Origin of the sequence: Aeromonas sp. HMWF016, from assembly GCF_963878195.1 — a bacterium.
Lineage (GTDB): Bacteria > Pseudomonadota > Gammaproteobacteria > Enterobacterales > Aeromonadaceae > Aeromonas > Aeromonas lacus.
Map to the genome: position 1 here is coordinate 100,343 of NZ_CAWNWX010000082.1, position 21,160 is coordinate 121,502.

Below are 21,160 nucleotides of genomic sequence, written 5' to 3' on the forward strand. Positions count from 1 at the left end.
CGCTTACTCCGCCAGACGCTCGGCGACCCGCAGCACGGAGCTGCGCGACCGGGTGTTTTCCGACACTTCATGATCAGAAGGCTTGAGGGCCTTGCCGACCGACTTCAATTTGCGACCGCCAGCCAGCTGGGCCTCGGTCAACGGAATGCCGTAGGGTACTTCCGGCCCCTTCTCGTGCTTGCGAATAAAATGCTTCACCAAGCGGTCTTCCAGCGAATGGAAACTGATCACCGACAGACGACCGTGAGGAGCCAGCACCTCCAGCGCACCGTTGAGCGCAGTTTCGATCTCGTCCAGCTCGCTGTTGATGTAGATGCGGATAGCCTGGAAGCTGCGGGTCGCCGCATGCTTGCCCTTCTCCTTGCTCGGATTGACCCGGGCAATCATCTCGGCCAACTGGCGGGTACGCACGTAAGGCTCGGTAACGCGATCGTGGACTATGGCGCGAGCAATCTTCTTGGCAAAACGCTCCTCACCGAAGGTCTTCAATACCCAAGCGATATCGTCCACATCAGCCTTGGCCAGCCACTCGGCGGCGCTCTGACCGGAAGTGGGGTCCATCCGCATATCGAGCGGACCGTCTTTCATAAAGCTGAAGCCACGCTCGGCATCGTCCAGCTGGGGAGATGAAACCCCCAGATCGAGCAGAAAACCGTCCACCTTGCCTAGCAAACCGCGCTCGCTCAGATAGCTGGTAATACCGGAGAAGGGGCCATGGACGATCTCGAAACGAGGATCCTGGATCTTGGCGGCTTCTGCGATCGCCTGCGGATCGCGATCAATGGCGATCAAGCGGCCGTTAGGGCCAAGGTGTTGCAGGATCAGACGAGAATGACCACCACGGCCAAAAGTACCGTCGACGTAGACACCGTCCGGCTTGATGGCCAGACCTTCGACGGCTTCGTGCAGCAGCACTGTGATGTGTTCAGCGGCTTGGGTCATTTATAAAGAGAAATCCTGTAGTCGTGGTGAGCTTGCCCAATCGTCCCCGGGCAGACCCAAGATGTCGTCATTGACCTGTTGCTGCCAGCGGGCTTCATCCCACAGCTCAAATTTGTTGAGCTGGCCCACCAGCATGATCTTCTTATCCAGCCCCGCATGGTTACGCAGTGGCTGGCTGAGCAGCAGACGGCCATTGCCATCCAGCTCGCATTCGGTCGCATGCCCGAGCAACAGCCGCTGCAAGCGGCGTTCGGCGGGATTCATGCTGGAAAGGGTCTTGAGCTTGCGCTCGACCTCTTCCCACTCGTTCAGGGGGTAAAGCAGCAGACAGGGGTGGGCAATATCGATGGTGCAGACCAACTGGCCGTCGCTTTCATCGCGCAGCCAGTCACGAAACTTGGTCGGAATCGCCAGTCGCCCTTTGCTGTCCAGGCTGATGGCGTGAGCGCCACGCAACAAATTTCTGTCCCTGAAGGTGAGTAAGTGGGCGAATCGCCCCTTTTAAAACCACTTTGATCCACTTTTCCCCACCTTGAAGTTTAAGGACGTGGAGGGGGCTTTTCAAGCAAGGAGATCGGCCAGAGGGAACATATTGACGCAGCATTTGCGGGTTACGGATTGAGTGGGTTGATTTTCCACAAGTTATTTGTGGCGAAAGAAAATACGATTAATAAAAAAGCTGTGGGTGAGCAGTTACTATCTGGGAGAGATGATGAAACGGAACAGCACAACAGCGCAGAGCAAAATACTGACGCAGATCACCGGATAGATGATATAGCCATCTTTGGAACGGCGAGCGCGCAAAGAGACCAGATGACAAAGCAGCAGGTTGTAAATTATCAGCAGCGCGGTCAGCAGGATATTGACGGCAAACGTCAGCTCGTGGGCAAACGCGATGTAAAGCCCCATGAGAATAAAATTGGCGAGGATCAGATATAGCAAAAACTTCTGGATTGCTTTACCCGCATTTGGGCTCTTTTTTACTCGTGTTATCATGCTTGCCACGTCCTGGATTACACATGATGAGACGACCCTAAATTCAGAAAACTGTTGAGATACATGATGTTTTTATTATTGTGCAATCCTTGTTCAACGCATTCACAATGACCAGGTTCATTTTCTTTTTACTAAGCGTGATGTTAATAACATCCACATCTTGTCACGCCTATCACAATTATCAATGGCAAACCGGCTTCCCTCTCCCGATACGTGGAGAGGGGGCCGAGCTTGTTAATCAACAGCAAGCCTTTCTGCTTGCACAGAGCTCCTATCTGCAACAGCGCCTTGCCGAAACCCAACCCATTATCCGCTGGATCTCGGAACAGGTGCAGGAACGCAAACTTCCGCCCCTGCTGGCTTTTGTCCCTTTGCTGGAAAGCAGCTACCGCCTCGATGTTGTCTCTGCCGCTGGCGCAGCAGGCCCCTGGCAACTCATGCCCGATACGGCCAAGCGCTTTGCCGTGCCTATCAATAGTTCATTCGATGGCCGCTATTCGCTGCCATTGGCAACCGAGGCTGCTCTGACTTACCTTGGCTGGCTCTCTCGTTTCTTTGGCGGGGACTGGTTGCTGGCGCTGGCCGCTTATAACGCTGGAGAAGGGCGTGTGCTGAATGCGGTATTGAAAGCCGGCACCCGAAATATCTGGGCTCTGGATCTGCCGACGGAAACCCGAGTTTACGTTGCCCGCTTTATTGCCCTTGCCAGAGTGCTCGACATGGCAACTACCCACAACTTCCAGTTGCCGCCATGGCAGAGTGGTAACGACCTGAAGGTTTTTCGCAATCCGGAAGGTTGTTCGCTGCCAGCCTGGGCCCAGGCCAAGGGTGTATCCATGAATGAGGCCAGCCGCTGGAATCCGGCATGGCAGCTCCCGGTACCGGCGGGAATAACCAATTGCCCGGTTGTTTACAGCAAAGCAAAAGCTCCGGTCACGACACAACAGCGGGGCAGCGGCAAGCTCATCTTCAAAGCCGTGTCACTGGAGAGCCTGCATGACCCGCTGCTGCTGAAGACAGCCAGAGGTCTTGATATGAGCCGTGGTGAGCTCAGGCTGGAACGTCAGCCAGATCCTCTTGGGATGACTCTGAAACGGCCGTTGATTGCGGTACCCTGAAGCTGTGCCGCCAATGGCTCAATACCGGCGCAAGGTCAATTTGCTCCGGATATGACCAGCGAGCCCCATAAAAACAGAGGTGCTGGCCAATAGGACGGCGATGGGTAATGCGGCATGTCAGTGTAATGCGTGGCAACAGAGAAAGGGTTACTGTCTCGGGCAAAATGAATCGGGCAGGAGCAAGAAAGCCTACCCCACCCGGCCCGATATCCTTGATGACGGCCCGGCCAATGCTCTTGTCAAACAGCAAACCGGATATCAACAGGCGAGCAGCAATGCCACAACTCTGCGATTCGAAGGGTGTCGCGCCATCATGGAGATACCAGCGAGGCACCTTTCTTCTCGGATCATTGTGTGCGGTATGGAACAGAAACTCTGTTTCAGGGGCGTCCATTAACTGTCTTTTCCTTGGCTTGAGTGGCAGCCGCTTTGGTCTCGGCACTGAACAGCTGCTCCAGATTCTGTTCCGCTCTGGTCGTCATAATCAGCAACTCGATACGACGGTTCCGGCTACCCTGCGGATTTTCGCTATCTTCCAGCATGGTGTCAGACATGGCCACTACCTGGGCAATACGCTCTGGCGGCATGCCTCCCGCCAGCAACACCCGTCTCGCCATCATGGCGCGATCCGATGAAAGCTCCCAGTTGCTGTAGTTTTCACCCGCGAAAGGGGTGCTGTCGGTATGACCCGAGATCATGACCCGGTTTTCTACCCGCTGAAAAATCGGGGCGAGAGCCATCAACATATGACGAAAGAAGGGGCTAATACGGGCACTGCCGCGGCTATACATTTCGCGATCGGCGTCATCACGGATCAGGATTCGCAAACCTTGCGGCACAATCTGAATCTCCAGATTGTTCTTCGCCTGCATTTGCTCCGCAAGATTACCGATAAACCCGGCAAGCTGTTTCATCTGATGCTCACCTTCCAGCTTGCCGACCAGTAGCTGCTCGTATCCACCACCGGGCCCCTCAGAAAAGATGCTCTGATTGCGATCCATATGTCTGGGGGTCAGCTGCCCTCGCTGATCAAATTTTGGATTCAACTCATCCAGGACCGAAGGATTGCCGCCCAGATCGACCGGATAGGGGCTATTGCGAATATCAAACGGGTTGGCCTCGTTATCCATGATGCTGTAATCGCGCAAGCGGCTGGCAACAATCTCCCGCTCCTCCTGGTTGGAGACCGCCAGGATCCAGAGCACCATGAAAAACGCCATCATGGCCAGAGTAAAGTCGGCAAATGCCACTTTCCACGCGCCGCCGCTTTTAGGAGCGCTGTTACGCCGCTGCTGGCGCTTGACGATGATCTGTTCGTGGTTGCGCATTACATCGCCCTGTTGGTCACCCAGTCTTCCAGTTCCAGGAAGCTGGGTTTGACATCAGGTTCGAGAATTTTCCGGCCGGAATCGACCGCCAGCAGAGGCGTCTTGCCACGTAGCTGGGCAATCAGAATGGATTTGATGCACATCAGCAGACCGACCCGGCGCTTGACCATCTCTTCCATGGCGTTGCTGATGGGTTCGAGCAGACAGTAGCAGAGGAAAATACCGATAAAGGTACCCACCAGCGCCGCCGCCACATGCACACCGATATTGCTCAGAGGGCCGTCGAGTTGCTGCATGGTGATAATGATCCCCATAACAGCCGCCAAAATACCGAAGCCGGGGCAGGCCTCGCCGGTTTTGTGAAGTGCATGGGCAGGCTTGAGCATATCCTCCTCAATCGCCATGATCTCCTGCTCCAGGATGGTATCGAGCTCATGAGGAGTGATCTTGCCCATCCCCAGCAGACGGAGGTTGTCGATGATAAAACCGAGCAACTGGGGATCTTCCGAAATTTGCGGGTACATCAGGAACACCGAGCTTTGCTGGGGGTTTTCAATGTGCTCGTCCAGCGCTTTCATCCCCTTGTTGCGAGTCTCTTCCAGCAGCTGGTGCATCAGTGTCAGCAACTCACGGTAGACCTCGCGCTCTTCCTTGTTGGGCTTGAAGCACATCTTCAATTGCGCCCACATCTCGTGCATCACCTCTTTCGAGTTGCCAAGAAACATGGAACCTGCAGCAGCACCCACAATAATGATCAGCTCGGCAGGCTGCCATAAAGCCGCAAGGTTGCCACCAGCCATCATGAAGCCACCCAGCACGCATATTAATATGACGCCGATGCCAATCTGTTTTTGCATGAATGCTCCCGAATTCTAAAACCACCCCCACGAATCATGGGGCACTACTATATGGAGTCGACCAATCGCTGCTTGAGCTGAAGCACACATTGCTTGTGCAATTGGCAAACCCGCGACTCGGTCAGTCCCAGCACCAGAGCAATCTCTTTCATATTCAGCTCCTGCTGATAGTAGAGAGAGAGCAGCAGCTGTTCCCGCTTGTCGAGGAGAGTCAGCGCCTTGCTGATGGTCATGGCCATATCGACATCATCTGATTCGGTTGCTGGCGCCCTTCCACCGTTTTCCAGCCACTCTTCAAGGCTCTGCAAAGCCTCAGCCTGGCTGGCATATGCAAGCTGGCGTACCTCTTCGATGGTGCAGTTCAACGCAGCAGCAAGCTCTTGCTCGGTTGGCGCCCGGCCCAACCGGTTATGCAGGTCTCGCTGGACTTGATTGTGGCTATGTACCTGCTGGCGCAGTTGACGAGGCCGCCAGTCGAGTCGACGCAGCTCATCCAGCATGGCGCCCCGGATCCGCTTGAAGGCATAGCTCTCAAACTGGACATCCGGTTCGCTACCGTAACGACGCCAGGCCTCCAGCAACCCCATCATACCGACCTGCTCCATATCCTCCTGATCAAAGCAGGCGGAAACCTGGCTGCGCAGGTGGCTGGCGGCTCGCTTAACCAACGGCAGATAACGGGTCAGAATGGCCTGCTCGCCGGTACGTGGCGGAGAAGAAGTGAACTCGTGAGGGGCATCCCAGTCGACATCGATCATATCTGTCTTATTGCACCAGAACCTTGGTGATCAGCACTTCGTCGAGGTAGGTCTTGTAACCGTAACCTCGCAAGGTGGTGACCAGTTTGGCGAGCAGGGAACTCTGCAAAGAGGTGATATTCTGCAGCTCTTTTTTCACATCATCGTGGGTACGGTGACTGAAATACTGCACCATGGCGTTCCGGATGAGTGGTGTCAGCTCGTTCAGCGTGTTCAGATGCGCCTTGTTGTGAGTCACCAGAGCCAGCTCAAGTACCAGATAGTGAGACTCAACCCCACCATCCAGACTGATGACGAAGCGCTCCATCGGCTTGAACAACGGGGTGGCACTCAACTCTGGCTTGGGCTCTTCAAGACCTAGCCAGACAGCAATGGTATCGCGCTTGAGATAGGCGCCATAGGCAAGCACAAGCAACAGGCAAAGAGCCATGACAACCAACATCAACCACTTCATGATACGGCGCATCATTTTGATTTCACTCTCGATTTAGCCGGTTTAGATCACACCAGGGTATTGAGCCATGCATGCTCATCCTGCCCGGCAGCTTCAAATTCATCTTGCCATTGGCGACGGCCCGCCAGGATTTTCTCCTGTTGCCACTTTCCTTGCGCATCGCCTTGTCCCCCGCCCTGCCCGACGTTGACTTCAACGCCACCAGCATGGTGAGGAGCCAAACTCATGCGCAATCGCTCCATCGACTGGATCAGCGCGTCCCGAACGGCCGGGTTGGTCACATTGAGTTGAACATTGAGCCGGTCACCCTCGACCCGAACAGTCAGTTCGAGTCGACCCAGCTCGGGAGGGTCCAGGCGAATATGGGCCTGCTTGATCTGCTGGTTCACCTGCAGCTCGACCTTGTCCTTGAGCACATCGACCAGTTGCTGCCCCCACTGCACCTGGGTTTCGGCCAGTTTGACCGGAGCCCACTGATACTCGGCAACTTTCGGCGCGGGCGAGGATATCTGATTGCTCACAATACCTTTGAGGTCAGGAACACCGGACTCCCGTTCCCCTGCACGCTCAACACCCAGCAGGCTCTGCAAGCTGGCTATCGTCTTTTCACGTATGGCTGAGTCATCACTGCGCGCCGAGGGGCGAGCCAGCATAAAACTGGAAAAATCCGTAGCTGCGCGATCGACTCGCTCCTTGTTGCCAGATACAGGCGTCTCCATGACGGGCTGACCCTTTTCCGTTTCCGGCTGCTTGTACGCAGATAGCGCCCGCAGGGCGGCAGAGACAGAGGGGACGCGCCCTTGCACATCCTCGCCCGCCTCTACATTGCCGGCTGTGGCGGCAGCCACGTTGGAGGAGACGATTGCCGCTCTCGAGCCGGCTTCATGCAAAAGGAATGGGGGCGGCATATTACTGAATGCGTCCAGCCGAGCCGCAGCATTATCAGCGACCTCGTCCGGTTCATCCTGTTCCGTCTCTTCCTTTATCTCTTCAGTCGCAGGAGCAAGAGCCCCCTCTTCCATCAACAGGTCAAGGGGCGAAAATAGCCCCCCCTGATCCTCCGACTGACGTGCAAGACGGGTAAAACCGCTCTGTTCTGGCATCGCCAATGCGTCGAGACCGGAAAACTGAATCATGCCCACTCCTGCACCTCTCCGTACGCTTGCAAACCCTCTCTCTTCCGGGACAGCTCATGCCATTCACGCTCACGCAAGGTCACCTCTTGCCGGCACAGCTGTTGTGCCTCCTGATGCCAGCTGCGAACCTGCGCTCGCGCAGCAGACAATGAGGCCCACAGTTCAGGCTCTTTGGCCATAAGCTCGGCAAATCTGGCCAGCTTGCTATCGGATAAACGAACGGCATCCCATTGACCGGCATGAGCCTGCTGCAAAATCAGGCGGCCCAGACCAAGCAGTTGACGCTGACGTTTATCCAGCTCGGCTGGAAGATGGGTTGACCCAATCAGTGGCATGCTATTGCTCCCAAAGAAAACAGCTCAGCCAACTAGCAAGGAGCAGGCCATATATGGAACTCAGGTGTTTCGGAGCGTGCAGGCGCTGTCCGCCTGTATTAAGAGGAAGAGGGACTTCCGCCTTAACGCGGATGACGCGCCATCGCTTCCCAGCCCTCTTTCAGCTCCAGCAGAATGCGCCGTACTTCGGCAAAACCAGCAATATCGTTGGAGACGCTGATCTCGAACAGACGCTGGCCACAGTAGTCATAGAGACGATGCAGGTTGCTGGCGAGCTCACCGCCCTTCTCCATGTCGAGAGCGCTGTCCAGCCCCCCCAGGATCTGCAGACACTTGCTGATTGCCTGTCCTTTGCGTTCAAACTGGCGGGCTTGAATGTGTCCCTCTGCTCTGGCCATTTCGTCGAGCAGGCCATCCATCAGCATCAACACCAGCTGATGTGGATCCGCACTCGCAGCCTTGGCCTGAGTTGCCGCAAACTGGTAGGCATCATAGCCATCTTGATGTTCAAACATGTAAAACTCGCTTGCTCCGGATGAGGCTGCCAAATAGCAGGGCCACTTACAGGTTGCCCATGGTCTGCATCATCTGATTCATAGTGGTAAATTGGTTGAGGTAGCGCTTATACGCGGAATCCATACGGCGATCCAGCGCTTCCATTCGTTCATTCACCCGCTTTTCACTGGCTTCCAAGCCACTCTTGCGCCCTTTGAGTGCGCCATCACGTTTGGTATAGGGATCCAGAGCATCGCTCATTCGCTTGAGCAGGCCGTCATCCCCCATCAATGCCTTGCCCAACAGTTCGGGATCCTTCTCCAGAGCCTTGTTAAAGTCAGTCTCGTTGAAGGAGAGCTTGCCTGTTTTGTCAGTCTTTATGCCAAGACTGCTCAGACTAAGGCCGTTGGGCAGATCTCGCACACTGTTGGCAAGCATGCTCTTGAGGCTGCGTACGCCGCTATCGGAAGAGAGCGCCCCAGGTGCCTTGGGGTCGCTTGACGTCATCTTGGCCAGTTCATCGACCAGCTCGTTATAGCTGTCTACAAACTTCTTGAGAGAGCCGGTCACTGCCTCTTTATCCTGCTCGACAGTCACCTGCAGAAACGCATCACCACTTTTCTGGGCTTTGGTGAGCTGGAGGGTGAGGCCATCGACCACATTTTCAATCTTGTTGCTGGCAGAGGTGATGGTTAACGGGTTATTTCCGCCCATCTGCAACTTGGCATCCTGGGCTTTGGTGATCTCGCTCTGCTCGGCAACCGCAGTTCCCAAGGAAGAGCTTGCATCACCGCTGTAATTCACCGTGATGGCATTCTCTTCACCACTATCCTTACTGGTCAACACCATATTGACCTTGCCGTCAGTCCGAACCAGTGTGGCTTTAACACCGGGATTGTCCTTGGCATTGTTGATATGGGAAACTAGGTCTTTCACGGTTGCGCCGGCTGGCAAACTGGCCAGATCGATATCCACACTCTTGCCTTTGACCGTCAGAGAGAAGACACCATCTGCAGGCAGAGGAGTTGTTTCGCTATCCAGGCTCAGGCCAATCTGATGAGACTGAGCGAGCTGCTCAACGAAGAAGTTGTATTGACCGGAGCTGGCTTTGCCATTGCTCGTCACCGTCATGATCCCTTCCTGAGACATGACCGCCTTTTGGGCTTGCAGGTTGGATGCCTTGTTCAGATCCTTGAGCATGGTCTGAAAACTCGACAGCTTGGTTGTGAGCGTGCTGATTGCACTCTGTTGCCCCTTGATGCTGTCCATCTGCTTTTTCAGCAGCTTGTCCATATTCTGGCGCTCGATAGCTACCAGTTGCATTGCCATGCTGGCCGGATCTATTTGCATCATTACCCCCTAATTCTGTGGCATGCCTGTTGGAAAATGCCTTATAAGCCCTTTCCAACCGACACGTATCGGCTAAACAAAAGGCCGCCCGATAGGGGCGGCCATGTCACCTGTTAACGCAGCAGGGAAGTGACCATGCCGGTCATCTGGTTGGAGTTGGACAGCACGGACATGCCAGCCTGCATCAACATCTGGTTCTTGGTCATGTTGGTGCTTTCCTGAGCAAAGTCGGCATCCATGATGCGACCGTTTGCCATGTCGGTGTTCTCTTTCATATTGGAGAGGTTATTGACAGTGTGATCCAGACGGTTGATGTTGGCACCGAACTGAGAGCGAGCAGTTCCAATTGAATCAAGCGCACTTTCCAGCTTAGTGATTTGTGCGTTGAAGGCGGTAGAAGCTAAAGCTGTAGCATCAGCCGTAGCAAAATCTGTTTCTGCAGCATCGATAGCTGCGTTCACAGCAGTAACGTTGGTTGTTGCATCCACGTCCAACTTCTCGTTAGCACTCCCACCAATTTGGAAGGTCACCGCAGCGGCACCAAATTTACCAGCATCGCTGATCAGTGCTTGACCACCAAACTTGGTGTTCTCACTGATGTTCTTCAACTCAGCTGACAGTTCCTTCAACTCAGTCCCCATCGCCAAGCGATCTTTATCAGTTGAAGTTCCGTTAGCACCCTGAGTCGCCAAATCCTTCATACGCTGGACAATATTGGTCATCTCGTCCATGGCGCCTTCGGCAGTCTGCATCATGGAGACGGCGTCTTGGGCGTTGCGCATACCGACCTTCTGACCGTTGGACTGAGCTTGCAGGCGAGTGGCCATCTGCAGACCAGCGGCATCGTCGGCGGCGGAGTTGATACGCAGACCGGTCCCCAGACGCTGCATGGCGGTGCCAAGCATCTTGTTGGTGGAGTTCAGCTGATTCTGAGTGGTCAGAGAGGCAAAGTTGGTATGGATAGACAAGCCCATGATGTATTCCTCGAGTTAAATGCTGCACTGCAGCTTGTTAGGTTGACATCAGATATAGACGACCTCGTTGCCGCAAAAATTTAATTCGACCGAACATTTTTTTGCCCACTCTCAACTGGGTATTCTCGCCCCATCGATTCATACGGCATGCGAATTGCTTTAAGTCGTCACCCTTAATTATCGGAAAACGACATGGCAGCATTTATATATACCCCTCGGTTTGTCACGCAATTTCAATGCATTGGAGATGGCTGCAAAGACAACTGCTGTCATAGCTGGACCATCAGTATCGATAAAGCGACGTTCCGCAGTTATGAAAAACACCCGGACCCCGTAATACAATCGTTGAGCAAACAACACATCCGCAAAGTAAAGAAAAGCAATGAACGGTGGGGGGTCATAACCCTTGACGAGCAAGGGGCCTGCCCTTTTCTTGACGAAAAACGATTGTGTCAGATCCACGGCAAGGCAGGGCCTGATGCACTGAGCCAGACTTGCAAGACCTACCCCAGAACCCAAACCCGGCTCGCCAACCAGCTCAAGAAATCGCTGGTTCTCTCCTGCCCCGAGGTCTGCCGGCACCTGTTGCTAGATCCAATGGCAATGCAGACTGAGGAGACTCGTCTCGGACAACCTCTCCCCTTTACCACGCCGCCATCCACTGCCATGGCAACCCTGCATAGTCTGAGTATCCACGTGCTGGCTGCCACCGCTCTCCCGGTCGAACTGCGCCTATGGCTCATCGGATTGCTGCTTCATCGAGATGCGACCTCTTTGTCGCACGAAGCATTTCTCGAGCAGGTAGCGGTAATGGCTGAGCAGGGGGAGCTCTACGCCATGTTCGAACAGTTGCACCCCATACCCATATTGCAGTGGTGGGGGCTGAAAACAATTACCCATCAGCTGGTTGCATATTCGCAGGGAAGACGTGGCCGACAGACCATGCAGTTCTGCCTCGACAAAATAAATCAGGTACTAGAGGGCGTTTATGACGAAAGCAAGCTGTCATTGCTGCAACAAGCTTGGAGCAACAAGGTAGCCCCCTTTCTGGCCACAAGGCCTCACATTCTCAACAACTACCTGCTCTATTACGTCTACAACAACAACTTCCCACTGCAGCAGACCACCCCGTTCCAGGCCTATCAGCTCCTGGTGATCGATTACTTCCTGCTGCGCAACTACCTGTGTCTTCTGGCTATGGACAAGGAGCTGGAAGAACAGGATGTCATCGATCTTTTCTACAGCTATCACACCATACGCCAGCACAACCCGAACTTTCTCAAGACCATAGAAGAGGGACTCAGCACCTCCGGTTTTTCGTCCGATCTCACTCTGTACGCCTTGCTGAAACCCTGAAAAAAGAGACCGCCAGCATGTTGCTGGCGGTCTCTTTTTCATCTTGGCGTTGATGTAGAGCGTCGTCCCTTACGTCAGCAGAGCCACCACATTCTGGCGCGATACATTGGCCTGAGCCAGCAGACCAGACATGGTTCCCATGAAACCGCCATCCTTTAGCTGTTCACTGAGCTTGCCCTGAAGCTGCTCAAGCTCCTGCTGTTTCATGTTCTGGCTACGCGCCTTCACCCGATCGAGCTGCTTGACCATCCGCTGGCGGAACTGCTTCAGCTCCCGCACGGATTGTTCGATTTCCCCAAGCAATCTTTTCAGGCGCTGTTGCTCCTGTCGCAGCTCACCTTTGTCGATACCTTCGCCAAGCAGGGTCAATTGCCCCGGCTTTGCCTTGAATTGCACCGGGACAGGGTTTCCGGCCGGAATGCGAATGCCTTCCCCACTGAGCAGCACAGGCTCGTCCAGTTTGCGTCTATGCAATTCCGGAACACTCAGTTCCAGCTTGCCCAACTCGTTGAGACGTGCCTGAATGTGCTCTTTGCGCAGCGCCCGATCGAGCCTGGATGCAACATCAGCCTCATTGGCTCCTGCTGGTAGGGTCACCTCGACGGCACTGGCGGTTTGCGGGAAAGAGAACACCAGACGCTCGGCACTTGCCTTGGGACTTAGCAGATCGAGCCGATCGGCGCTGTAATGAACCCGACTCTCGGCGGCCGAGGTCAACAGACGCGGCTTCAACTCCGAGGTCAGGGGCGCTTGTGGCCGGGTGAGTTTATCTTCCAGCTGCTTGAGGCGTGTCACCAGATCGCTGCCAGCCTCACGATGCTGACCCAGCTGTTGCTCCAGCCGCTTCAGCTCGCCCCAGACCTGGCTTAATGCCAGTTCACCACCCTGAGCGTGGGCAATTCGCTGCTGGGCCGTCCCGATCAGTGCCCAGCGATCGAGCCGGACAATATTGGGTTGGCGCTCAACTTTTTTTGCCGGTCGGGATGTGTCCTGAGCAGTCAAGCGCCCGTGCAGCCGGGGCTGAGCGGGCGTCTCGGCCACACCGCCCGGACGGGTTTGCTGAATCTGCATCATGACTCCTTGCGCCTGATGTTATGGCATGTAGTTGAAGAGGCTCAATCCATTGACCTTGGCAAATGCCTGTTGCTGCACTTGCAAGGCCATCAGCACATGGGCCTGCTGGGTAACGGCACTGGCATAGTCGAGGGACTCTATCTGATTGCTCACTTCCTTGCTATAGGTCCCCTTCTCGGTATGCCCCTCATCGACCTGATCAAGCAGGTTCATGCGGGCGCCGATGGTACTCACCATCTGGCTGATATCGTCCTGCAGCACCTTGCTGCGATCCAGCATGCTGCGCGCCTGATCGGCTGCATCGGGTGCTCCGCTCTCTATCGCGGCAACCATGGTATCGAGCTGCTTGAAGAAATCGCCGTTGTCGATGAACAGCTTCTCTGCCGTCTGGTTGAGCCCGACCGTGACCCCCTTGGCGATGCTGACCTCACGCACCAAGGAATCTCCCTGATAGACGTAGTCACCGCTGGCATTTTTCACGAGAGTGGTCTGGTTGACCTGACTACCAGCAAACAGGCTGGAGCCACTCTCGTTGCGTGCATTGGCCAGATCGAACAGCCCCTCCTTGATAACACCGACTTCGGTCGCGATGGCGCGACGATCATCTTCTGACAAGGAGTCGGTTGCCGCGGTCTGGGTCAGCTCGCGCAGCCGCATCAGCATATTGGTCATGGACTCCAGCTGGATTTCACCCTGAGAGAGCTGGCTTTTGGCGTTGGCGATATTCTTCTGATACTGCTCCATCGCCACCTGCTCTTTCTTGAGTCCGAGCAGTTGCACGCTCCCCACCGGATCATCCGAAGGCTGCAGAATGCGCTTGTTTGAGGAGATCTGGCGATCGAGGCGAGCATACTCGCCGAAACCGTATTGCAGGTTATCGAGCATGCTGAGCTGGATCTGGTTGGTACTGATGCGCATAGTCACTCCGTCAGAACATGTTCAGGATGGAATTGAAGAGCTGATCCGAGGTGCTAATCACCTTGGCATTAGCCTGATAGACCTTGGTGTATGCCATGATCTTGACCCCCTCTTCATCGGTGTTGACCCCGCTTACACTGCTCAGCTTGGTAGCCAGCTGCTTCTCCATATTGGCATCAGCCTGCATGGTCGCCTTGGCCTGTCCGCTCTGCACCGCTATCCGGCCCAGCAGGGCGCTGTAGGCGTCATACTGGCCATCTTTGATGGTGATTATCTCCTGCAGATTGCGGTTGTCGCCCTGCCCGCCCCCAGCCTTGGCAAAAGCGAGATGATCGCCGGTAAAGCCATCGGCAATCTTCAGGGTACCGGAAGGGTTGAGCGGGTCGTAACTGAACAGGGGTTTGCCCGGGTCACCATTAAGGTCAACACCGCCAGCCTGCTTGGCATTGAAGTCATCGGCCAGTTTCTTTGCCATCTGGTTGAGTTCATCGCGCAGCGGACGCAGCACATTGGCACGGTAATCCATCACCCCGGCCAGAGTACCGCCATGCAGAGCGGGTACTTCGAAGGTCTGTGGGCCAAAACTGAGGCTGAGCTTGTCACCGGCCAGCGAGAGCGTACTGCTGCTGCCAGCCAGAACCAGCGGTTGCCCCTGAGGCAGGCTGAGCGAGAAGGAACCATCGCTCTGTCGGTTGACCCTCACCTCCATATAGGTGGAAAGCTCGCGCACGATCTGCTCACGACTGTCTTCCAGAGCGGATGTATTGACCCCCTTGGAAGCCTGCTCGCTGATCTGCGTATTGAGTTCGGCAACCTGCTTGAGATAGCTGTTGACCTGAGAAACCGTGCTGTTCAGCTGATCGTCGATCTGCTTCTCCTGAGTCATCATGCTCTCGTTCAGCTGGCCATAGCGGTTCGCCAACGCGCCAGCAGAGCTCACTATCTGGCTGCGCTGGGCCGGTGTTTCCGGGCTGTCGAGGGCCGCACTCAGGGAAGCGAAGAAGCTGTCCAGCCCCTTGGCGATGTTCATCGACTCGCTGCCCAGGAGCTGTTCGGTGGTATTGATGTACTGATGGAACGAGTAGGAGGCCCCGGTCGCGGAGCAGCTGCGCCAATGCTGGGAAACCAGATACTCATCCGTGATCCTGCGAACACCGGTTACCTCTACCCCCTGACCATTATCCAGCCGGCCAAAACCGGACAGGCTGCCCATCATGGCTTCCTGACGGCTGTAGCCGATGGTATTGACGTTGGCGATATTCTGGGCGGTCACATTCAACGCGATCTGTGCCGCGTTGAGTCCGCTAAAACCGATATTGAGCAGAGACATCAGTCACCTTTCCTCATTTTTGCCGTGTTCAGAGGCTGACTGAAGGCAGCCAGGGTCTGTGATTCTGAAGCGACCGCCTGGTCGGCATTCTTTAATGTCGGTGCCAACTGGCTGACCATCTGCTCTTTAAGGCCGATCCCGCCGCGCTTGACCAGGCTCATCGCCAACTGGCTGTCATACATATCGCGATAGAGATCCTGCCCCTTGATGAGCTTGTCATCCTCATCCTGCAGGGCGTCACTGGCCGAGCGCATATGCTTGAGCACTGTCTGCAGAAAGCTCACTTCGAACTGACCGGCTACGGCATCGAGCGCGGCACGCTGATCCGGGTTGCTCTTGATCTGCTGAAGTTCGTTGAGATCCTGGTAAAAACCAGGTTCCGAAGTTATTCGGGTCATAGAGATCCTTAGATGACCACCAGCTCTCCCTCGAGGGCACCAGCCTCATCGAGCGCCTGCAAAATGGCCATAACATCATCGGGCGTTGCCCCAAGCGAGTTGACGGCCTTGACGATCACCTCAAGCGAAGTGCCATCAGGCCAGACAAACATGTTGTTTCGTTCGCGATCCACCTGGATCTTCGAGTTAGGGGTCGTGGTGGTCTGTCCGTTGGAGAAGGCATTGGGCTGGCTGACTGTCTGGCTCTCACCAATGGTCACCGTCAAGCTGCCGTGGCTGACCGCCGCCTTGTGCACCTTGACCCCCTGCCCCATTACCACGGTACCGGTACGGCTGTTGAATACCACCTTGGGTCGCTCCTGCCCCATGTCGACCTGCACGTCCTGCAGCAATGCCATGAACGAGATGCGTTGGCTTTCGTCACGGGGGGCTGCAATCTGAATCCGTCCGGCACTGACCGCTTTGGCAACCGGTCCCAGCTGGTGATTGATGGCCCGCTCCACATTGCGGGCCGTCTTGAAGTTGGGCTGATGCAGATTGAGCGTCACTTCGGGCTTGTCGGCAAAATTGCTGGCAACTTCCCGCTCAATGATGGCGCCATTGGGAATGATCCCCGCCGTCGGTACGTTGATGGTCACCGAAGAGCCGGATTGGCCCTCGGCCTTGACCCCGGCCACCACCAGATTGCCTTGGGCCACCGCATACACTTCACCATCAATACCGCGCAAGGGGGTCAACAGCAGCGAGCCGCCACGCAGACTCTTGGCATCGCCAATCGAGGTGACGGTTACATCCACCAGCTGCCCCTTGCCAGCCAGCGCCGGCAGGGTTGCCTGCACCGATACCGCCGCGACGTTCTTGAGTTTGGGGTCGATATCATCCGGCAGCTGCACGCCAAACTGCTTGAGCATGTTGGCCATCGACTGACCGGTAAACTTCACCTGGCTCTTGTCGCCGGTGCCGGACAAACCCACCACCAGACCGTAACCCACCAGCTGGTTGGTTCGCATCCCCTGCACGTCGGCAATATCAAGCAGTGACCGCTTGGCTGTAGGAGCGGCATTCGCCCACCATGGCAGGCAGAGGCAAAGCAGGGCGATAACCCATCTGTTCATGTAAGACCTCAAAACGGTGCAAAGGCGGAGCTGAAGAAGCGCCCCAGCCAACCCATCTGGTTGCTGTCGGCAAGCGCCCCACGGCCGGCATAAGTGATGCGAGCATCGGCGATACGCTGGGACGAGATGCGGTTGCTCTGATCGATATCCTCAACCCGCACCATGCCACCCAGACGAATGTACTCATCACCCTGATTGAGACGGATCCACTTCTCGCCGCGAATCCCGAGCACGCCATTGGGCATCACTTCGGCCACCGTCACCGTGATGGAGCCGGCCAGGGTATTCTGCTGGCTGGATGTCGCACCGCCATCAAAATCCCGGTCGGCACTGAGGGTTGCCCCCCAGTCAGGACGCAGTTTGCCACCAATGGAAGGGGCTGGCACATTCATGCTGCTGTTCTTGCTCATGCTGGTGTTGGCTTTCTTGCTCGACTGGGTACGCTCTTCCAGCACCACGGTCAGAATGTCGCCGATACGATAGGCGCGACGATCCTGAAACAGGGTCATCATGTAGTCGCCACGATAGAGACTGCCATCTTCCCCCCGGGCCGAGGCAGACTGCATGGGGCGTGAAGGCGCCCACTTCTCCTCGCCCGGCTCCGGAGCCTTGAGCTCATAGGTCGCGCAGCCACCCAACAACAGCACGACCCACAGGTAACGCCACATCATCTTCATCATCACAGCGCTTGAGTGACAAACTTGAGCATCTGGTCGGCGGAAGAGACCACCTTGGCATTCATCTCGTAGGCTCGCTGGGTGGTGATCATGTCCACCATCTCCTCCACCACGTTGACGTTGGAGCTCTCCAACGTGAACTGCTTGATGGCCCCCATCGCCTCTTCGCCGGGGACACCTTCGATGGCTTCACCGGATGCGCCGGTCGCGCGATAGAGGTTGCCACCGAGCGCCTCGAGACCGGCCGGGTTGGAGAAGTTGGTCAGAGTGATGCGTCCCAGCTCCACATTCTCCTGCTGACCCGGCAAGGTGGCACTTACTGTACCGTCGGTACCGATGGAGATCTTGGTGGCATTGTCCGGGATCTGGATCTGCGGCTGCATCGGCAGGCCGTCGGCGTTGACCAGCATCCCTTCCGCGTTGCGATGCCACTGACCATTGCGGGTGTAGGCAGTCTCGCCATCGGGGCGCTCGACACTGAAGAAGCCGGCGCCGACCACGGCCATATCCAGCTCCTGGTTGGTGTTCTGGAACTGACCCGGGGTAAAGACCTTCTGGGTACCGACCACACGCACACCGTTACCCATCTGGATGCCGATGGGCGAGAGGTTCTGCTGATCCTGCTGGGCCCCCGGCTGGCGCTGTACCTGATAGAACAGATCTTCAAAGGCAACCCGATCACGCTTGAAACCAACCGTGTTGACGTTGGCCAGGTTGTTGGAAATGCTGGCCATCTTGGCATCTTGGGCCGACAGACCCGTTTTGCTTACCCAAAGTGCTGCATGCATCTTTGTCTCTCCACCTGATTCATTCGGATGCCGAAGCACCTCTCAGCGGGACGATGCACCAAACCGCTCGTCCCGTTCATGATTAACCCTGACCGGAAATCAGCCGGGCCCCTTGTCTGGCCTGCTCGTCCGCGGTCTTCATCAGCTTGACCTGCAGCTCGAAGTTGCGGGTCAGCGACATGCTGCTGATCAGCTCGTCGACCGCATTCACGTTCGCCCCCTCCAGAAAACCAGAGGCCAGTACGACCTGTTCACTGGTCTCGGCATCGCCACCCTGCCGCAGGCGGAAGAGGCCATCCTGCCCCTTGACCAGCTCGGCGGGATCCGGGTTGACCAGCTTGAGGCGCCCCACGTCGAGACGGGCGCCACCGCCGGGCGGCGTGATGCTGAGCGAACCGTCCTTGCCAAAACTGAGATCCCGATAGGCAGGAAGTACCATTTCCCCACCATCGCCTAGTACAGGACGACCGTTGAGGGTCAACAGCCCGTCAGCATCGCTCTCCAGATTGCCGGCCCGGGTGTAGGCCTCTTTGCCATCTGCAGTCTGCACCGTGATAAAGCCTTCACCGCGAATGGCCACGTCCAGCTTGCGCCCGGTCTGCATCAGCGCGCCCGGCTTGAAGTCGGTCCCGGCCATCTCTTCGCGAGCCATGACCCGGCTGGGGTAACCATCACCGCTCAGGGCATAGGCCGACACCCGCTCGAAGTCAGCCCGAAAGCCGGCGGTGTTGACGTTGGCCAGGTTATTGGCCCGGATTTGCTGGGCCATCAGGGTATGTTGCGCCCCTGACATGGCGGTATAGATAAGCTTTTCCACGGATCAGCCCTTAGAAGGAGTTGAAGAGAACCTGGGTCATCTTGTCAGCGGAGCTGATGGTCTTGGCGTTGGCCTGATAGTTGCGCTGGGAGGTCATCAGGCTGACCAGCTCACCGGTCAGGTCAACGTTGGAGCTCTCGTAGGCCCCGGCAGTCAACTGACCCATGGTGCCTGTTCCCGGCGCCCCCAACACTGGCTGACCAGAGCTGAAGGATTGCTGCCAGGTGGTGTTGTTGGTCTGCAGCAGACCATTGGGGTTGGCGAAGTTCGCCATAACCACCTGACCCTGCTTCAGGCTCTGACCGTTGGTAAAGGTGGCATAGACCCCCCCATCGGCATCAACCCGAACACCGGTCAAATCGCCAGCGGTGTAACCGTTGGACTGGTTGCGAGTGGCGTTGAAATCAGAGGCGTACTGACTGACTCTGCTCATATCCAGTTGCAAGGCAATTGGAGATGCGCCCGCTGGTGCCAGCGCCAAACTGGCAGGAATGGTCGAAGCACCCGTATCCAGCTTGCCATCAGCGGTGAATGTCATCTTGGCCCCGCCAGCTGGGGTGATATCAGAGCCATTGAATGTGTAATGCACAGCCCACTCATTAGGTGCCGTTTTGACAAAGTATTGGGTGACAGTGTGCTCAACCCCGAGCGAGTCATAGACCTTGCTGGATTGGGAGTAGCTGAAGCTGTCCGACTTGGCCGGATCGAAGGGGTTAAGAGCGGGATCGATCACGCTGGCATCCGCCTTCAGGTTGGCGACGAACTCCAGCTTGTCGGATGCCTTGGCAGGCAGGCTGCCGGCTTTGACCTGAATGTCACCGATCACGCCGGATTGCAGCTCACCAGCATCATTGGTGGTATAGCCCTGCAAACGGGTGCCGTTGGCGGTTGTCAGATAGTTGTTCGGGTCACGCTGGAACATGCCGGCTCTGGTGTAGGAGATCTGGCCGTTGCTGTCCTTGAGCACGAAGAAACCACTGCCGGAGATGGCCAGATCCAGACCACGGCCGGTACGCATCACGTCACCATTGCGGTCAAAGTTCTGGGATATGTTGTTCATCTCAACCCCACCCGCCTGACCGCCACCATAGATGGCAGCAAACTCGGCACGGCTGGACTTGAAGCCTGCGGTACTGGCGTTGGCCACGTTGTTGCTGATAACGCTCAATTCCTGGTTTACGGCGCGCAAGCCGCTCAATCCGATACTGAAAGACACAATTTCGCTCCTGTTTGATTACGCCGATTTGCCGAACTGAATGGCACTGAAGAGGGGGACTTCACCCACGCCAGCGACCTGCAACATGATCTCGCCTGTGCCGGGCAGGGTGACGCGTTCCACCTTGCTGGCGACATAGTTTTTGGAAGTGGTGGCAACCCCGTTGAGGGACGCCTTGACCTCGAAGCTGTACTCCCCGGCCGGCAGCTCCGGCAGTTCATAATCCAGCCCGCCAGCCTTGCTTTCACCCCAGCTCTTGGTTGCCACCAGGGTGCCATGTTCGTCATACACCTTGAGTTCGACCTGATCGGCGGCGCCCGCCAGCTCGACCTGACCGCGAATGGCTTTGTCATCGCTCTTGGTCAGGGTCTTGCTCGGTACCATCACCTCTTTATCGATCAGATCGGTACTCTGCAGAACCTGCTGGGTATCCATCATGTTGATGGACTTCTGCTGCAGCAGCTTCAGGCTCTCGACCCCCTCCACCATGCTGAACTGGGCCAGCTGGGTGACATATTGGGCACCATCCAGCGGGTTGGTGGGATCCTGGTTCTGGATTTGGGCAACCATCATCTGCAGAAATTCGTTGCGCAGTTGCATGCCGCTCTGGGCACTCTGACCAGTGGCAGATCCCGCCGCCGCATTGTTGGGGGCGATATCCGGGGTGGCAGAGCGCTGGCTGGCGCCACGGGCCGTATCAAGCGTACTTACCTGGGGCAGACTCACGG

General features: G+C 56.3%; 24 protein-coding genes. 3 read left to right on the forward strand and 21 right to left on the reverse strand.

The window, feature by feature from the left end:
- Positions 1–3: 3 nt before the first annotated feature.
- Positions 4–942 carry a 16S rRNA (cytosine(1402)-N(4))-methyltransferase RsmH gene (gene rsmH / locus AACS24_RS12385; RefSeq protein WP_033115393.1) on the reverse strand — a complete coding sequence of 313 codons (939 nt, stop codon included), beginning with the start codon at positions 940–942 and terminating at the stop codon, positions 4–6.
- The gene (mraZ, locus tag AACS24_RS12390; protein ID WP_033115394.1) at positions 943–1,401 is read right to left on the reverse strand and encodes a division/cell wall cluster transcriptional repressor MraZ; all 459 of its coding nucleotides are present in this window, start codon (positions 1,399–1,401) and stop codon (positions 943–945) included. It abuts the gene before it with no gap.
- Positions 1,402–1,560: 159 nt separating this feature from the next.
- Here mraZ and AACS24_RS12395 point away from each other — a divergent pair, with 159 nt between their 5' ends.
- Both AACS24_RS12395 and AACS24_RS12400 read left to right on the forward strand, forming a co-directional pair.
- Positions 1,561–1,881, forward strand: a complete 321-nt coding sequence (locus tag AACS24_RS12395; protein ID WP_181364166.1) for a hypothetical protein — start codon at positions 1,561–1,563, stop codon at positions 1,879–1,881.
- Between the two features lie 164 nt (positions 1,882–2,045).
- The gene (locus AACS24_RS12400; RefSeq protein WP_258222925.1) at positions 2,046–3,056 is read left to right on the forward strand and encodes a lytic transglycosylase domain-containing protein; all 1,011 of its coding nucleotides are present in this window, start codon (positions 2,046–2,048) and stop codon (positions 3,054–3,056) included.
- A gap of 380 nt (positions 3,057–3,436) precedes the next feature.
- Here the strand turns inward: AACS24_RS12400 and lafU are convergent, their stop codons facing one another.
- The 9 genes from lafU to lafA all read right to left on the reverse strand — a co-directional run bounded on the left by lafU (position 3,437) and on the right by lafA (position 10,743).
- Positions 3,437–4,384 carry a lateral flagellar motor protein LafU gene (gene lafU, locus AACS24_RS12405; protein ID WP_108570860.1) on the reverse strand — a complete coding sequence of 316 codons (948 nt, stop codon included), beginning with the start codon at positions 4,382–4,384 and terminating at the stop codon, positions 3,437–3,439.
- On the reverse strand, positions 4,384–5,241 hold the full coding sequence (gene lafT / locus AACS24_RS12410; RefSeq protein ID WP_033115397.1) for a lateral flagellar motor stator protein LafT: 858 nt from the start codon (positions 5,239–5,241) through the stop codon (positions 4,384–4,386). The genes lafU and lafT overlap by 1 nt, the downstream gene beginning before the upstream one ends.
- Positions 5,242–5,288: 47 nt before the next feature.
- Positions 5,289–5,999: a lateral flagellar system RNA polymerase sigma factor LafS gene (gene lafS / locus AACS24_RS12415; protein ID WP_033115398.1), complete on the reverse strand. Its 711-nt coding sequence runs from the start codon at positions 5,997–5,999 to the stop codon at positions 5,289–5,291.
- A gap of 7 nt (positions 6,000–6,006) precedes the next feature.
- Positions 6,007–6,465 carry a lateral flagellar basal body-associated protein LafF gene (lafF, locus tag AACS24_RS12420; protein WP_108570920.1) on the reverse strand — a complete coding sequence of 153 codons (459 nt, stop codon included), beginning with the start codon at positions 6,463–6,465 and terminating at the stop codon, positions 6,007–6,009.
- Positions 6,466–6,500: 35 nt separating this feature from the next.
- On the reverse strand, positions 6,501–7,589 hold the full coding sequence (locus AACS24_RS12425; protein WP_308810132.1) for a flagellar hook-length control protein FliK: 1,089 nt from the start codon (positions 7,587–7,589) through the stop codon (positions 6,501–6,503).
- Complete coding sequence (locus AACS24_RS12430; RefSeq protein ID WP_033115400.1) at positions 7,586–7,924, reverse strand: hypothetical protein; 339 nt, start codon at positions 7,922–7,924, stop codon at positions 7,586–7,588. The genes AACS24_RS12425 and AACS24_RS12430 overlap by 4 nt, the downstream gene beginning before the upstream one ends.
- Before the next feature lie 122 nt (positions 7,925–8,046).
- The gene (gene lafC / locus AACS24_RS12435; RefSeq protein WP_033115401.1) at positions 8,047–8,439 is read right to left on the reverse strand and encodes a lateral flagellar export chaperone LafC; all 393 of its coding nucleotides are present in this window, start codon (positions 8,437–8,439) and stop codon (positions 8,047–8,049) included.
- A gap of 46 nt (positions 8,440–8,485) precedes the next feature.
- Complete coding sequence (lafB, locus tag AACS24_RS12440) at positions 8,486–9,769, reverse strand: lateral flagellar capping protein LafB (protein ID WP_108570921.1); 1,284 nt, start codon at positions 9,767–9,769, stop codon at positions 8,486–8,488.
- A gap of 113 nt (positions 9,770–9,882) precedes the next feature.
- A complete protein-coding gene (gene lafA, locus AACS24_RS12445) occupies positions 9,883–10,743 on the reverse strand; it encodes a lateral flagellin LafA (RefSeq protein ID WP_108570862.1) in 861 nt (286 codons plus the stop codon).
- 192 nt (positions 10,744–10,935) lie between these two features.
- Between lafA and fliB the strand changes: the two genes are divergently transcribed.
- Positions 10,936–12,099, forward strand: a complete 1,164-nt coding sequence (fliB, locus tag AACS24_RS12450; RefSeq protein ID WP_181364167.1) for a flagellin lysine-N-methylase — start codon at positions 10,936–10,938, stop codon at positions 12,097–12,099.
- Between the two features lie 69 nt (positions 12,100–12,168).
- Here fliB and AACS24_RS12455 read toward each other — a convergent pair whose 3' ends face one another.
- The 10 genes from AACS24_RS12455 to AACS24_RS12500 all read right to left on the reverse strand — a co-directional run bounded on the left by AACS24_RS12455 (position 12,169) and on the right by AACS24_RS12500 (position 21,158).
- Positions 12,169–13,170, reverse strand: a complete 1,002-nt coding sequence (locus tag AACS24_RS12455; protein ID WP_108570864.1) for a hypothetical protein — start codon at positions 13,168–13,170, stop codon at positions 12,169–12,171.
- 21 nt (positions 13,171–13,191) lie between these two features.
- Positions 13,192–14,091, reverse strand: a complete 900-nt coding sequence (gene lfgL, locus AACS24_RS12460) for a lateral flagellar hook-associated protein LfgL (protein WP_108570865.1) — start codon at positions 14,089–14,091, stop codon at positions 13,192–13,194.
- Positions 14,092–14,101: 10 nt separating this feature from the next.
- Positions 14,102–15,421 carry a lateral flagellar hook-associated protein LfgK gene (gene lfgK / locus AACS24_RS12465; protein ID WP_108570866.1) on the reverse strand — a complete coding sequence of 440 codons (1,320 nt, stop codon included), beginning with the start codon at positions 15,419–15,421 and terminating at the stop codon, positions 14,102–14,104.
- Complete coding sequence (locus AACS24_RS12470; RefSeq protein ID WP_042030092.1) at positions 15,421–15,819, reverse strand: rod-binding protein; 399 nt, start codon at positions 15,817–15,819, stop codon at positions 15,421–15,423. Before AACS24_RS12470 ends, lfgK begins: the two co-directional genes overlap by 1 nt.
- Positions 15,820–15,827: 8 nt before the next feature.
- A complete protein-coding gene (gene fgIL / locus AACS24_RS12475) occupies positions 15,828–16,934 on the reverse strand; it encodes a lateral flagellar basal body P-ring FlgIL (protein WP_108570867.1) in 1,107 nt (368 codons plus the stop codon).
- Between the two features lie 8 nt (positions 16,935–16,942).
- Positions 16,943–17,614 carry a flagellar basal body L-ring protein FlgH gene (gene flgH / locus AACS24_RS12480; protein ID WP_033115411.1) on the reverse strand — a complete coding sequence of 224 codons (672 nt, stop codon included), beginning with the start codon at positions 17,612–17,614 and terminating at the stop codon, positions 16,943–16,945.
- Positions 17,614–18,399, reverse strand: a complete 786-nt coding sequence (lfgG, locus tag AACS24_RS12485; RefSeq protein ID WP_033115412.1) for a lateral flagellar basal-body rod protein LfgG — start codon at positions 18,397–18,399, stop codon at positions 17,614–17,616. Before lfgG ends, flgH begins: the two co-directional genes overlap by 1 nt.
- 82 nt (positions 18,400–18,481) lie before the next feature.
- On the reverse strand, positions 18,482–19,216 hold the full coding sequence (gene lfgF / locus AACS24_RS12490; RefSeq protein WP_033115413.1) for a lateral flagellar basal-body rod protein LfgF: 735 nt from the start codon (positions 19,214–19,216) through the stop codon (positions 18,482–18,484).
- 10 nt (positions 19,217–19,226) lie between these two features.
- The gene (gene flgEL, locus AACS24_RS12495; RefSeq protein WP_108570868.1) at positions 19,227–20,432 is read right to left on the reverse strand and encodes a lateral flagellar hook protein FlgEL; all 1,206 of its coding nucleotides are present in this window, start codon (positions 20,430–20,432) and stop codon (positions 19,227–19,229) included.
- Positions 20,433–20,450: 18 nt separating this feature from the next.
- Entirely contained in the window at positions 20,451–21,158 is a 708-nt protein-coding gene (locus tag AACS24_RS12500) for a flagellar hook assembly protein FlgD (protein WP_033115415.1), read from the reverse strand.
- Positions 21,159–21,160 lie beyond the last annotated feature (2 nt).

Coding starts and splice junctions, on each gene's coding strand:
- rsmH (WP_033115393.1), bottom strand. CDS start 942: ATGACCCAAGCCGCTGAACACATCACAGTGCTGCTGCACGAAGCCGTC.
- AACS24_RS12400 (WP_258222925.1), top strand. CDS start 2,046: ATGACCAGGTTCATTTTCTTTTTACTAAGCGTGATGTTAATAACATCC.
- lafU (WP_108570860.1), bottom strand. CDS start 4,384: ATGCGCAACCACGAACAGATCATCGTCAAGCGCCAGCAGCGGCGTAAC.
- lafT (WP_033115397.1), bottom strand. CDS start 5,241: ATGCAAAAACAGATTGGCATCGGCGTCATATTAATATGCGTGCTGGGT.
- lafS (WP_033115398.1), bottom strand. CDS start 5,999: ATGATCGATGTCGACTGGGATGCCCCTCACGAGTTCACTTCTTCTCCG.
- lafF (WP_108570920.1), bottom strand. CDS start 6,465: ATGCGCCGTATCATGAAGTGGTTGATGTTGGTTGTCATGGCTCTTTGC.
- AACS24_RS12425 (WP_308810132.1), bottom strand. CDS start 7,589: ATGATTCAGTTTTCCGGTCTCGACGCATTGGCGATGCCAGAACAGAGC.
- AACS24_RS12430 (WP_033115400.1), bottom strand. CDS start 7,924: ATGCCACTGATTGGGTCAACCCATCTTCCAGCCGAGCTGGATAAACGT.
- lafC (WP_033115401.1), bottom strand. CDS start 8,439: ATGTTTGAACATCAAGATGGCTATGATGCCTACCAGTTTGCGGCAACT.
- lafB (WP_108570921.1), bottom strand. CDS start 9,769: ATGCAAATAGATCCGGCCAGCATGGCAATGCAACTGGTAGCTATCGAG.
- lafA (WP_108570862.1), bottom strand. CDS start 10,743: ATGGGCTTGTCTATCCATACCAACTTTGCCTCTCTGACCACTCAGAAT.
- fliB (WP_181364167.1), top strand. CDS start 10,936: ATGGCAGCATTTATATATACCCCTCGGTTTGTCACGCAATTTCAATGC.
- AACS24_RS12455 (WP_108570864.1), bottom strand. CDS start 13,170: ATGCAGATTCAGCAAACCCGTCCGGGCGGTGTGGCCGAGACGCCCGCT.
- lfgL (WP_108570865.1), bottom strand. CDS start 14,091: ATGCGCATCAGTACCAACCAGATCCAGCTCAGCATGCTCGATAACCTG.
- lfgK (WP_108570866.1), bottom strand. CDS start 15,421: ATGTCTCTGCTCAATATCGGTTTTAGCGGACTCAACGCGGCACAGATC.
- AACS24_RS12470 (WP_042030092.1), bottom strand. CDS start 15,819: ATGACCCGAATAACTTCGGAACCTGGTTTTTACCAGGATCTCAACGAA.
- fgIL (WP_108570867.1), bottom strand. CDS start 16,934: ATGAACAGATGGGTTATCGCCCTGCTTTGCCTCTGCCTGCCATGGTGG.
- flgH (WP_033115411.1), bottom strand. CDS start 17,614: ATGATGAAGATGATGTGGCGTTACCTGTGGGTCGTGCTGTTGTTGGGT.
- lfgG (WP_033115412.1), bottom strand. CDS start 18,399: ATGCATGCAGCACTTTGGGTAAGCAAAACGGGTCTGTCGGCCCAAGAT.